We start from the raw sequence: 12,955 nt of genomic DNA, 5'->3' as shown, positions 1-12,955 counted from the left end.
CATTCCATCCAAATACCTATCAATCGATATTAAACTCAAAACGAATCAATATGTTGCGTAATTACATACTCCAAATAGTGGAAAAGTGTATAAGCATCCTGCCCGTTACTTTAATGGAATCAAAAAGAGGTGCTTCAATGCAGATCCTGAGCTAAAGTTTCCGTTAGTTGAACGAATTCCCACGCAAAATCAGTATTTTTTTACTTATCTCATCGGATAAATAATCATAACCCAGTTCACCGAAATGCAGTCCATCGTTTCTATGACCTCTTAATATTTCAGTTAAATTATGAAACCCCATCATACTTGAGAAAAAGTCAACATATTGGCTTCCTGTTGCTAAACTCACTTCTCTAACGACCTCTGCATATTGCTTAAGTACGACATTAGTTCGAGCATGTTGTAACCTCTCATCAACTGGTGCAGGGCTAATAAGTATGACCCTCTTTGGAGAAAGAATCGTAACAATATCAGTGAGATTCCTTTTATAGTCTAACAGTTGAACCATCTTGTGAAATGCAGCATCATTCGCACCGAATAGAACCGTCACTATATCTGGATTATGAATTAAGACATCTTTCTGAATTCTCTCAATTGCATCGAAAGTATTATTACCAGGTACGCCAGCGTTAATGACTTCCCATTCCTCGCTCAGTTTAGATTTAAGTTTTATTGTTAATAAAGAGCGGTCATGACCTTCTGTCCTTGCGGTTATGCTGTCCCCAAAACAGACCAGTTTCATTTATTTGGTCTCCTTTTGCCCAATGCGTAAAATTTATTGCCTCTCTTTTGCTAATCTGGTTATTTGTCTAATGAATTCTGTTTTATTGTCAGTGTAGGCTTCCCTATCATACTTATAAGTTTCCGCTAATTTATGCTTTAGTTCTTCATACTGTTTGGCAACAGTAGGGTTCTCACGTAGGTAGTCCCTAAAATACACTCTATCCCATAGAAAGTCCAAATCTTTTGACCCCATATGAATATGGAAGGATTCCTTTTCCAATCCTGTCGGAGAATAGCCTTTAATAAACATCAAATGATTTTTCTGTTCTTTCATGTGTATATAGTTATTTTCATTCATCTTGCTCATTATCAGTTCACAAATTCCACTTTCATTTGGAATCTCCACTAAAATATCAATTGTTGGCTTGGCTGATAAATTTGGTACAGCGGTGCTTCCGATATGTTCTATTCTTAGAGCTATTTCTGAGCCAAGAAGATTGGTTAAAAATTGTTTTTCATTTTTAAACAATAAAGTCCAATTTCCATCGTAAGGGACAACTGTTATTGGATATAATTTTCCAAGTTCATCTTTATTCATAACGAACTCACTCCTTATTGGTACGAAATCCTAAGTAAGTAAATTCCATATTGGAGTTTATAGTCCTTCTCCTGAACAAAACTGCCGTTACTTGAATGAACAAAAAAAGAGCTGCCGCGTGGCAAGCCCCTAAACTATCGTTTCCGTTAGTTCAATGGACTAGGCATTATTGAACGTATTTTATTCTCCTCTCGTCAAATGTCTTTTCGTCTGCTGTTCCATATCCATAACCGTCTCTGATAATTTGGTTAACGGGAACATGTGGGGTTAGGACAATTTTTCTTTTACCACCCTCTAATACGGTAACGATAAAGAAGTAATTTACTCCGTTTATGTGATATTTGTCCTCCTTAAATACCTCATAGTTAACAGCCACATAAAAAATATGAGGGTCGATAAATGTCTCAATATAACGTGTAGGTATATAAATTTTTCCGTATTCGTAGGGTATTTGCTTAGAAGCAACAGTTTGGGCTTTATTGATATTGAATAACCCAACCTTCTGGCCTTTATTTTGCATATTGTTGAAAAAGTTAATAAGTATGTCACGTTGACCCTTAACCCACAAATCAGGTATGTCAGACCATTCTTTTTCGTTTATTGAGTTGATGTAAATTGAAATTAAGTTTTCATCTAATCCATCTCTTGCGAATGCTAAATTTGCCGTTAGCATGTTCAGCCATAGTAAAAGTAATAACGAAATTTTAAGTTTTTGCACTTAGGCATCCCCCACATTTTCTTAGGATTAGTATGCCCATGAATTCTAACAATTTGTACCAGGTGTTTTTCACTATCCTGCCCGTTAGCGTAATGAGGCCGCCGATCTTGCCAGCAGCCTCATCATGCTTGTTTGTTATTGAACTAACGTTCGCCGGTTCTAATATGGTTTTAATTAATTAGTTGAATATGCTTTTTTCAATGTGTTTTCATCAAAGCCAAATTGAGAAACTACTCCATTCTCGAGGTAATAACAATCTACACCTATTAATTTTCCATCTGTGTTCCATGTAATAAATACCTGCCCTTTAATGACTTGGGATTTCAAATTATCTATGTCGATTATTCCATTCTTATAAATATCGTAGTCAGATTTATATCCATCTTTAGGTTCAATATCAAAACGCCATATTTTCCATTCGCCGTTCATAGCATCTGTGACTTCTGTATACTGAGTACCAAACATAACCTTAATCTGCTCTTTGGTTAATTGATATGCCAATGGATTTCTTACATCATTACCGCCTATTTCATTTTCAGCAGGTGTTTTCTCAGGTTCGGCAGATGGGGTCGTACCGTTTTGCGATTGTGCTTTCATACCTCTAAGTATTTCTAATTGTTTTGAATAAAGTTCAATAAGTGCATCGAGGTTTTGAGGTTTAGCATCTGTACCAGTTGTCGGCTGCAAGATAGCTACCTTTTTAGAATTATCCCAATCAATATTAAGGTTTAGAATATTGGCAATTTCACGTATTGGTACGTATTGAGTTCCTTGAAAATTAATACTTTGAGGAAGACCTACTTTATCACTCGCACCATAGTAATTATCGCCATGCAGTGTGCCTCTGTTTTCATCGGCAAGGTGATAAGCAAATGGAACAACCTTAGCTTCTATTTTGTATTCGGAGAACTGTGCGGCATAAACAGCAGTAGTAGTTATTAAAGCAACAACACATGTCAAACCAACAACCAACCTCTTCACCTTTATCAACTCCCATTGTTTCTCTTATAATTACAGACGCTTGGCGTAAGTAGAAAGTTTCGAATTTTGGAAATTTTTAACTTTTAACAATTGTTATTCACCCTTATATAACTAATGGGTGCATTATGAACGAATTTTTAAGTACACCATATTGCAGAAACCAGAAATAACCGTTTACCACCACGCTTAACTTCTCTGTTAAATAAACTACTTGACCCCAACTCGATATAAACAGCATTTGATTTCCATTTTTATTACATTTCTGAAGGTTTATCGGGTTCCTATGGCGAAATTTAATATTAATCCATTAACCAGAGGAGAGAAAGCATTATGATTCGGTTTACAAGAGGACCCTGGCAGGCCTCGCTGCTTATTCTCCTGTGTGCTCTGCTGTTGCTGGCCGGATGCATGGACGAAAGTGAGCCTAAATCGGTCGAAAAGGCGATTCCCACCGACCCGAGCCGCCCAGACATCGTGCTCATAGGCTCTGAAATTGAAGGCATTTATTTGGCTGACGCAGCCAGGGAAGTCGGCTTGTCCGTCGTAATACTAGATCCTCGAGACGAGCCGGGAGGCCAACTCATCCAGGGAGAAATGCACTACCTGGACGAAACGCAGGGTGGCGACGGCAAAACGCTGCTGCAGGGCAAGGTCAAGGAATTATTTGAAGCTTATAAACTGGGTTCGATCCGCAAGGGCCCGGAGTTTCAGAGCTACTTCCAAAAGCTGTTGGATGGTGTTCCGATTGAGTCAGGCATTACAATCACATCGGTGGAGTTTGGCACAGACTCTGTTACCTTGAAGAAACGGATTCAGTCTCTCAAATATCGAACCAAAAACGGACTGGACAAAGCGATTTCCGCCAAGTACTGGGTAGAAAATAGCGATTTCGCCACTTTGTCGAGCAAGCTCGGCCTGAATCGCCTTCCCGGCGTTGAAGTGGTATTTGGCGGCGACAAGGACTACATGGCCTCTTCGCTAATGATGAAGTTTAAGAACGTTGACTGGTCGAAATTCAAGCAAGAAGTGAACAAGCTTAGCAATAAGGAGCGCGAAGAGAATTACGGGAAGGCAACCACCGTGACGGATATGTTTACATGGGGCTTTGGAAATGTTGGAGGCAGGTATAAGCCTACAAGCTCACAAGTGTTTCTCCGTGGTTTGAATACGGTCAATCAGCTGAACGGCGAAGCTCTAATCAACGCATTATTGGTGTATAACGTCGATCCTTCTAATCCAGAATCTATCCGTAAGGCACTGGAACTGGGCCGGCACGAAACCGAACTTATTTTGCAGCATCTTCGTAAAGAGTTGCCAGGATGGGAGAACGCGGAGTTGAATGGCTACCCGAACTACCTGTACGTCCGGGATTATGACCGTTACGAAACAGAGTATGTGCTTCGGGCATCCGATCTGATGAGCGGTCGAATGTTCGCGGACAATGTGAGCATTGCCGGCTACAAGCTGGACCTGCAGGGTACGCAAAACTCAGTATGGGGAAAAGAAATGGGCCGTCCTGACAAATATGGCATGCCACTGCGCTCTTTCCTTTCGAAGGGATACGCAAACGTCATCGTGGCCGGCAAAAATGTAGGTGCCGCCGGAATTGCATACGGAAGCGCTCGAATTCAGCCGAATACGTCGATCGCCGGTGAGGTTATCGGTTATCTGCTCGGCTATGTAGAGGAAGGCTTGCTTCCTCTCACAAGACTTACCGATATTCAGATGGCGGAGTTCCAGAAAACACTGAAATCAAGAGGCATCACTGTTACCGGCGTGGAAGGAAGAAATAAACAAAATGATGTGGACGATGGTATTCGGGTGCTGTACGATCGGGAATCGTCTCAGATAAAGTAACGCTTATTTCGCTTATTTCGCTTATTTGAACTAAACAAGGGAGATTAACGAAAAACCTCTTAACGGAGGTTTTTTTATTGTTTAAATGGGTTATGTTTCCTTCCGTTAACCTGCCTGTTCGTAACGATCGATCCTCGATTTAGTCAGATTTGCCTTTCCGTCAATCACTTTTTGTAAATCTTCATATAAGAAAAAAGAGCTGCCGCGAGGCAAGGCTCCTTCACTATCGTTTCCGTTAGTTTAATAATTAATGAGTTTTGAAGTATTGATAAACTACGCTTATTCCATCCTCAATCTCTTCTTTTTCATAAGGCATTACCCCATTTGATTCATAGACACTTTTCCAAAATTTTAAGGCTGGAGTGTTGGTTTGTGCCTGGCTAATTGCATATCTGCCAGGATACATTTCAAAAAACTTGTTACAAGCTAATTTTCCAATCCCTTTCCTTCTCTGGTTTCTGAGAATAAAGAAGGAATTCAACACATAATCTGCATATTCTTGATTTGAATATGGACCACTTTGCAATAGAATAAAGCCTATTGGTTTACCATTTAAATTAATAAAAAATGGTGATAGTCCCTCTTTATCAAAAAACATGTCAAGAACATCGAATTCGAAAAGCCCATTATCCGAATTTAAATTTATGCCTTCAATGAATTCGGATAAGTCGTGTAAAAACAACGTCATTAAATTTCTTAATATTTCTTTTCGATCCGAATCTACTTTATCTATGAGTAACTCCATTATTCTACCCCCACCAGTCTCCAATCAAGCTTTCTTACCTAATAATGATGCAATAAAGTTCAGTTCGTTGGAAGCTTAAATTTATATTTAATCATTCTTTACCAATCTAAAAATCTCAGCGTAAGCATCTCTATCTTCCACCAAAAAAGCTGTTCGTTACTTCATTAAATGAAAAAGGAGCTGCCTCGTGGCAAGCTCTGAACTATCGTCTTCCGTTAGCTTAATTCCTCCAGTTATTGAATTACGTCACGGAGTGCAAGAGAATCTTCTACTGAAAGCTTTCTGTACAAATTTTGAGCCTCAATATAAACTTCCGCGAATTCATTCGTAAACCAAACATCATACCAAACAGATAATGCTTCACTACCATCAGTAGGTTCGAAATAAATTTTATTACGGGCGGTATAGTCATGCTAATCTTCGATTTTTTCCAATCCCCTTTTTTTAACACCGATTTGATGGCTAGAACTGTATTCTTATCTGTAACCTCTTTGTGTTTTTCGTGTTTGTTTTCTGTTCCGGAGCGTTTGAGAACTACCAACTTGTCATTGTTTATCTGCTGTTTGCTTTGGCAGCCTACACATATAAGCATCATTGAAAAGATCAAAATTAAAATCGATCTACCCATTAAATCCCACCTCCTGTATTAATATATGAACGAAATCTATTAGCCAAAAGTTACAAAAGCTTTTTCGGGAAATTGTTAAACTAGTCTGCCCGTTAGCTCAACGAGGTTGCCATTCCATTGCCAGCAGCCTCGTTCTAATTGTTAAACTATAGTTCTTCATTAGTGGAGAATAAAAAACGGATGCCGAAGCACCCGCACTATTTCACCTTATTTTCTTGCAATGATCATGAAGCGTTTTGAATTGGTCATGATCCCCTTATTCGTTTGATGTTTCCCGATGAATTTTTCAAGTAAAGCAAAGTCATTTTCACTTTGCCCAAAGTTCGGAATGATCGGAGTGTGCTTCAGTAAGAATATTAAATCTTCGTAAGATTTGTACCATTCCGTTACGTCATAATCAAAACCTTGAATATCATGAAACCCTGCTTCACGTAATTCTGTAATATATTTATTTTTTAACGTCCCGTCCTGAATACCAAATAACTGACCTCTTTCAAAAGCCTGTTTGATGTTGATTTTATCATCTTCGCTTACTTGCTGCGTTAGAAATATGCCGTCATCTACTAAGACTCTAGCCACTTCCTCCGCATTAATTGGTGCATGACGAGAAGATACAATGTTAAAAAAACCATTGGGGAAATCTATTTTGTCAGAATCCATTTGCAAAATACGTACATTGGAAATCCTTGAGGATTCCAAGTTAACACTTGCGGCATCAAGCATTCCAACCGAAATGTCAATTCCCACTAATAGCAAAGCTACCTCAGCGATTGACAACAAAGCTTCCCCACCAGCAGTACCTATGTCCAACAATATGTCCGATTTCTTGCATCTTTGGGAAACTTCATGATAAAAATCCCATTTTGCTCCCTCGGATGCAGACCTGACTTTGCTAAAGTCCCATCCATTTAAGTTTCCACAGCGATCGTAAAAGTTCTTGTACACTAATTCGTTCATTTATTCTCAATCCTCCAATGAGATAATAAAAAGCCAAAGGGTGTCCCTTGGCTTTAACGTAAGGATGACAGCCGACACCGTTCAAAGTTTAGTTTTCATTGATCAAAAGGGCAGAGAACCCCCTTGATGGCTGGTACGCGTTTTTTCCAGCCCGAAAACTAAATACCTCGAACGATACGGAATGACATCCGCTTCACCTCATTTTGAAAGATATTCCAATTATAAGTCTAAAGTAAATGACAAATCAATGTTTATTAGATAACTGCCAGTGAGTTGAAAAGGCCGTCAATTCTGGCAGCCTTTTGTCATTATGCTATCTGTTTTCCGTTAGCTTAATCGTTCTTCAATTAAGTTTAACAGCAGTGCTTTCTCCTGATCAGGAATCCATTCCGATAGTCTAGCCGCTGCAATCGGCAACATCCACTCATCAATGTCGCTGAACTGCAGATCAGAAAATGTAAGATAATGTTCCAAATATATTTCATTTATCTTATCCCTCATCAGTTGAAGTGCATCTTTAACGCTCTTTGGGGCATCATCAGGCAACGTACCAAAACGGAATAAGAGTAGAGTGCGTGCGACATCACCGGCAGGATTACCGACCATTCCAGTCATCCAATCGATTACCCAATTAAGCTCACCGATCATGGCATTCTCCGGGTGAAAATCACCATGGCATAGACAGTTTCCGTCTGGTAGTTGTTCCAAATAATCAATTATCTCTTTCTTCACATCATTCGAGAGTTGTGCTGCGTTCTGTATATTACGGGCTAATACCACTTTCTGTTTTAGGACGGGCGATCTTCCATTTCTCTCTACATCTAGTTCATATTTATGAATATGATAATGTAGTTCAGCAAACTCTTTTGTTAAACGATATAGTTCGTTAGGATGTTGAACAATCATACGAAGCATAGTTGAGCCCTCGATCCGTTCAAACACGATACCTTTCCTATGTTCAAAGTCGATTAAATCGTACACTCTGGGCGAAGGGATTCCAAGGAAGGCGACAATCTGATTTACCTCATATTCATATCTGATTGCTTCCACAGGAAATTCGTTCCGATAAAGCTTTAAAATTTTCCCCAGTCCTTGCTCGAAAATTTCAGCTGTTCGACCCTCGCTAAGCTTTATCATTTTATCATCTCCTATTGGAAATCTGCTCGTACTTATGATCTCATTGAGAAAGCCGCCGATACATAGCTGTCTGCGGTCTTCACCTGAATATATTTTGGTATAGTTCCCGATAGCTGAACAAGGCTTATGTACTGAGTCTCAAAAAATAAGGTCATCTCTAGTTTGAATCCCATGTAATTCGCAAAAAACTCTATATTTATTTAGGACGGTATAAATGTCGTCTTGTCCGATAATGTGATCGTTCTCATCAAAATATTGAAGAGAACCCCCCAATATGAAAAGAGTGACTACTTCTTCGTCTTCTGTAATCAGGGTATGAATGTCGCCTGGTGGTTCAAATATAAAGGTACCCGGAACAGCCACCCATTCGCGCCCTTCGTATCTCCATTTACCTTGAATATTATAGCCAATTACCGATCCACCAGTGTGTCTGTGTCTTCCCAAAACCTGATTGCTCTTAATTTTAAATAAATAAATCCATGTTCCGGTGTTTAGATCAAAGCGTAAAGGCTTGAAATAACAAGAGTGATTATCAGTGAACGGTATCCAAGGCAATTCTTCAATGTTAACTATACGTTCTGGCAACTGAAATTTTTCTGCGAGTTTTATTACTGCTTCTTCAATAAGGGAATTCATAGAGGCACCTTCATTCAAATGTGGTTAGGATATAATTAGTATTCGAAATCTGCCCCAATTTTTCCTTTATTTTCATCCACCTGTCGCCATGCTAAACTGCCCGTTAGCTTAACGCTTGGAGGGAACTAATACAATCGAACTCGCCTTAATAACGGAACGTTTTGATGCTTCGGTAGAGTGCCATCTCCTTATATTTTCAGGTGTATCAAGGGTAACTTTTACCGTTTGAGACCTAGTGTAATCATTCTTCGTTAGTATTTCCCCTTTATCATCTATGAATTTCGTATCATCTTTGAACTGGATGAAACAGTTATATCCGATAGAATTAATTTTTCCACTTACCCCTTTATTTACCTCGTCGGAACAATCGACAACTACACCGTTCGGCAAAACTTCACTTATTTGACCCTCTATGAATTTCGAATAAGTGTCATCGTTATTACAGCCAATTACAAGGAGCGTTAATAAGAAATAGGACAACGCAGCCCGATTCATAAAACTTGTTCGTATCATGTATACACCCCGTTTCTTTACATATTAGACGTATATACATTCTATATCGTTGCGTTATTTTTCCTAATAATTCCACAAAAACATTCCGATGACACCACACTTTACTGCCCGTTAGTTGAGCGCTGCCCTGTGAGTCTAATAGTTTATTTTCTAAGTCTACAACTTTATTTTCAGTCTAAAATACTTTATTTTCACTGAACAGCATGCATCACGAGGCCTAAATGCCTTGTTTTGTATGTTACACCATTAAAGGAACTTGCCAATCTTGCAAAAATAGAAGCGGCAAACCAAATAGCTCTGGTTTGCCGCTGCCGCGTTACTTTGCAATTCTTTAATCCTTTATTGAAAATATGGCAGATAAATATCGAATTGATGGACTACACGAAGTGTATCCGTCTGCTTCCCCTCATAAAACACTTTCACTTCCCAGTATTCTTCCATTCGGTTTTGTACAGAAATCTTCTCTGAAACAAATGTGTACTTACTAAAATCTTGCGAAGCTAATTCTTGAACAGCTGTACTTTGAATATTTGTTTTAAAACCAGCTAGTTGATCTAGCATGTCTATTTTATTCTCTTTAATAAGTGTCAACACAAAGTTTGCGGTTTTCTCAGGAGTAGCTAACTCTGATTTAATGGCATCAGCAAATACAAGTTGAGATGGTATGTAGTTGCCCCCAGGAGTCGTGACTGCAAAATAAAACGTATCAAAATGTTTACCGTCATATTGAATGTCTACAATCCAATTCTTATGATCGCCAGATTTATCACCATCTTCTGCTTGTTTCCAAAGGAAATCAAGCTTACTAACATCGATATCTTTAACCTTAGCAAGTGAATCATTGGTAACCCAAATTTTCTTAATTCTGTTATATCTCTCTAAGGTTTTAATATCACCATCGATGAGTAGTTGGATCACTTTCAATGCTGCTCTGTCTCTAGGTTCTAGTATTTTTTCTGGTTTTAAAATCGCAGAAGGAGACGGTGTTGAAGTTATTTCAACATTAGATTTATTGGAATTCTCCATTTTGCTTTCTACTCTTTGACATCCAGCGATTAAACAAACAAGACAACTAAAAATCAAAATCTTCTTTATAATTTTCATGCTGTTAAACATCCCCTCTTATTTTCATTCGTTACGTTCAAACCTTGTTGACAAATAGATAGAATTTAACTTCTCACTTTTATGAAAAAGCGCCAGCCTATGTATTATGACATAAAATCCTCTATGAAATTATAACATAGTATTATTATTGTGCTATCGTTCTTCGTTAGTTCAACACGAAATGCCTCGGGCAGACCAGTGTGGCTTTAGCCCCGTAGCGTGAATACGGTTTTATCTGAAGTAACCTGGCATCTTTGAGTAACAATCTAATTCTTGCTCTTGTACGGCACTTCAAACAGGATTTTATTGTTCTTGTCATAAGCATTAATTCTCAATTCATTCATTTCAACTAATCCGAAATATACTCTCTTCCAATTAGTCTGAATAATATTAGCCTCAATAGCTTGATTGTTCTTATCGATTATTTCAATTTTGTTTATTTCTGGATCATTAATAAAACCATATATTAAATGCCGTCTAACATTGTCATTAAAGTTAATTCTTGATTGATCTATTAATAATTTATTATCACTATACATTGCATTTGATGAACTCAGTTTCCATCCTTTAGCCTCATCACCCTCAAATATTGCCAAGCCAACACCAATATTTCCATTATCAAAAGGGGCTTTATATAAAATGAACGGTCTTTTCATTACGAAACCTTGATAAATTATTTCCTGTCCTTCTTTTTTATGTGTTTTATAAAACTCTTCTTCAATTGTCTTGCTTTTACATCCAGAAATAACAAGTGAAATAAATAATAGGATTAAAATAATTCTAAAACCTCTCATGTTCCCTCCCCTCCATGATTCAAGGTTATTTCAGATTCAGATAACGTCTTTTTTGCGGAATACGTATAATAGCCTTGTTAGACAGGTATCCTCACATACAATGAATATTGTTGTGCTAGCGTTTCTCGTTAGCGTAATGTACTTGGTTTGGATGAGGACACTATCTTCTAATCATCAACCTATTGCAGCCAGTAAATCATCCTTGTCGTCTTTTTTCAAAAGAGTCACATTGCTTTGTGTAACCCTAAATTTCCATAAGCTACTCACTCTTATATCATTCACCTTATAGTTCCAATCTTTGATAAGGGTAACTTCGTATGTTTCTTTATCAATCAATTTAACACTCGTTGTTAACTTTAAATTGGTTGTATTTCCATACATACCACCTATCGTGACCTTCATATTTCTGCTTCCATTTCGTTTTGGAAAATCAACAAATAAATGTGGGTCATTTAACTCATGTATCTTGGCTAAAGTATATTTTACGGCATCCGATTCACTAAACGAGTTACTGCAAGCTGCTGATACAAATAAGCTAATAACAGTAATAATATACAACGCAATTTTCATTTAGTTCATCCCTTTCCATACACTTTCACTTTTCTATATGTATGGACAGGACACTACATTTAACACATTTGCATGGAATATTCACTTTCTTCAAAGATGAATTATTTAACTATACTGCCCTTTACTTCAATGAAAATAAAAAAAGGAACTGCTCTTTAGTTGAGAAAGCTGCCTAATCATTTTTGTCGACATTACTCGTACAATCCACCAGGAGTCGATCCATCAGGAAGAACATAATGGAAGTAAATTCGTCTTTGTGCGTCTTTTCCCTTTGTATACCCCAAAGAAATATCTTCTATTTTTTCTTGTTTTAACCATTTAATATACAACTGGGCATTAAGGTCCCCATTCTCCAAACCTTTGATATCAAAATCTTGCACTTGATTGTATTTATAATTAGGTTTTGCAGAAATATCATATCTCCACCATACTTCCTGCTGTAAGTCATCCATAATGACTACTGATGGTTCTCCTAAAATATTTTTCACATAATTTTGATTCTGTCCCACATTTAATTTATATTGAATTAGCCATACCTTATGAGCATATTCATCGATCTGAGTTGGTTCTTTCATAATAGAAATAATGTTATCCATGGACGAATACTTAACACCTAATTCTAAGTTTTCTGCAATAAATCGAATAGGAAAATAGGCATGACCATTATAATTCAAAATTTTGTACTCGCTATCTAATTCCTTGCTTTGTCCATTGATTTCAAGTTTAGCTGGAAATAAGTACGCTTGTATCATGTCAGACGCATAAACAGCGGTTGTTGCGGTTAAACCAATGCCGCAAATTAGACCTAAAACAAACTTTTTCATACTCATCACTCCCAACATTCAGTTCTAAAAAATAAGACGAAGGGAACAAGTGAAAATTTTCCATTTATAACTTTCTTATACGCAAGCTATTTCAATAATCTGCCCTGTTAGTAGGGCAAATAAAATAGCTGCCGAAGCAGCCATTATTCAACTATCGTGCGTGGTTTTTA

The 12,955-nt window shown here is 37.7% G+C and carries 15 protein-coding genes; 1 reads left to right on the top strand and 14 read right to left on the bottom strand.

What is annotated here, in order from left to right; all coding sequences use genetic code 11:
- Positions 1 to 163: 163 nt before the first annotated feature.
- From QFZ78_RS01245 to QFZ78_RS01230, 4 genes are all read right to left on the bottom strand, one after another.
- Entirely contained in the window at positions 164 to 742 is a 579-nt protein-coding gene (locus QFZ78_RS01245; RefSeq protein WP_307544692.1) for a GDSL-type esterase/lipase family protein, read from the bottom strand.
- A 33-nt stretch (positions 743 to 775) separates the two neighbouring features.
- Entirely contained in the window at positions 776 to 1,321 is a 546-nt protein-coding gene (locus QFZ78_RS01240) for a GrpB family protein (protein ID WP_307544690.1), read from the bottom strand.
- 166 nt (positions 1,322 to 1,487) lie between these two features.
- Positions 1,488 to 2,039 (bottom strand): hypothetical protein, encoded by a 552-nt coding sequence (locus QFZ78_RS01235; protein WP_307544688.1) that lies wholly within the window; start codon positions 2,037 to 2,039, stop codon positions 1,488 to 1,490.
- A gap of 174 nt (positions 2,040 to 2,213) precedes the next feature.
- Positions 2,214 to 3,020: a stalk domain-containing protein gene (locus QFZ78_RS01230; protein WP_307544686.1), complete on the bottom strand. Its 807-nt coding sequence runs from the start codon at positions 3,018 to 3,020 to the stop codon at positions 2,214 to 2,216.
- A 330-nt stretch (positions 3,021 to 3,350) separates the two neighbouring features.
- Here QFZ78_RS01230 and QFZ78_RS01225 point away from each other — a divergent pair, with 330 nt between their 5' ends.
- Entirely contained in the window at positions 3,351 to 4,877 is a 1,527-nt protein-coding gene (locus QFZ78_RS01225) for an FAD-dependent oxidoreductase (RefSeq protein ID WP_307544684.1), read from the top strand.
- 247 nt (positions 4,878 to 5,124) lie between these two features.
- Here QFZ78_RS01225 and QFZ78_RS01220 read toward each other — a convergent pair whose 3' ends face one another.
- The 10 genes from QFZ78_RS01220 to QFZ78_RS01175 all read right to left on the bottom strand — a co-directional run bounded on the left by QFZ78_RS01220 (position 5,125) and on the right by QFZ78_RS01175 (position 12,785).
- Positions 5,125 to 5,622 carry a GNAT family N-acetyltransferase gene (locus QFZ78_RS01220; RefSeq protein ID WP_307544681.1) on the bottom strand — a complete coding sequence of 166 codons (498 nt, stop codon included), beginning with the start codon at positions 5,620 to 5,622 and terminating at the stop codon, positions 5,125 to 5,127.
- A 268-nt stretch (positions 5,623 to 5,890) separates the two neighbouring features.
- Complete coding sequence (locus tag QFZ78_RS01215; RefSeq protein ID WP_307544679.1) at positions 5,891 to 6,250, bottom strand: hypothetical protein; 360 nt, start codon at positions 6,248 to 6,250, stop codon at positions 5,891 to 5,893.
- A 207-nt stretch (positions 6,251 to 6,457) separates the two neighbouring features.
- Entirely contained in the window at positions 6,458 to 7,207 is a 750-nt protein-coding gene (locus QFZ78_RS01210) for a class I SAM-dependent methyltransferase (protein ID WP_307544678.1), read from the bottom strand.
- Between the two features lie 327 nt (positions 7,208 to 7,534).
- Complete coding sequence (locus QFZ78_RS01205) at positions 7,535 to 8,344, bottom strand: phosphotransferase family protein (protein ID WP_307544676.1); 810 nt, start codon at positions 8,342 to 8,344, stop codon at positions 7,535 to 7,537.
- Between the two features lie 138 nt (positions 8,345 to 8,482).
- The gene (locus QFZ78_RS01200; protein ID WP_307544674.1) at positions 8,483 to 8,980 is read right to left on the bottom strand and encodes a 2,4'-dihydroxyacetophenone dioxygenase family protein; all 498 of its coding nucleotides are present in this window, start codon (positions 8,978 to 8,980) and stop codon (positions 8,483 to 8,485) included.
- A gap of 108 nt (positions 8,981 to 9,088) precedes the next feature.
- Entirely contained in the window at positions 9,089 to 9,493 is a 405-nt protein-coding gene (locus QFZ78_RS01195; protein ID WP_307544672.1) for a hypothetical protein, read from the bottom strand.
- Between the two features lie 339 nt (positions 9,494 to 9,832).
- A complete protein-coding gene (locus tag QFZ78_RS01190) occupies positions 9,833 to 10,597 on the bottom strand; it encodes a hypothetical protein (protein WP_307544670.1) in 765 nt (254 codons plus the stop codon).
- A gap of 266 nt (positions 10,598 to 10,863) precedes the next feature.
- A complete protein-coding gene (locus QFZ78_RS01185) occupies positions 10,864 to 11,391 on the bottom strand; it encodes a hypothetical protein (protein WP_307544668.1) in 528 nt (175 codons plus the stop codon).
- A 174-nt stretch (positions 11,392 to 11,565) separates the two neighbouring features.
- Positions 11,566 to 11,961, bottom strand: a complete 396-nt coding sequence (locus tag QFZ78_RS01180; protein ID WP_307448668.1) for a hypothetical protein — start codon at positions 11,959 to 11,961, stop codon at positions 11,566 to 11,568.
- 191 nt (positions 11,962 to 12,152) lie between these two features.
- Positions 12,153 to 12,785, bottom strand: a complete 633-nt coding sequence (locus QFZ78_RS01175) for a stalk domain-containing protein (RefSeq protein ID WP_307544666.1) — start codon at positions 12,783 to 12,785, stop codon at positions 12,153 to 12,155.
- Between the last annotated feature and the right edge of the window lie 170 nt (positions 12,786 to 12,955).

Origin of the sequence: Paenibacillus sp. V4I5, from assembly GCF_030817255.1 — a bacterium.
GTDB lineage: Bacteria > Bacillota > Bacilli > Paenibacillales > NBRC-103111 > Paenibacillus_E.
This window is presented reverse-complemented; position numbering and strand designations above follow the sequence as displayed.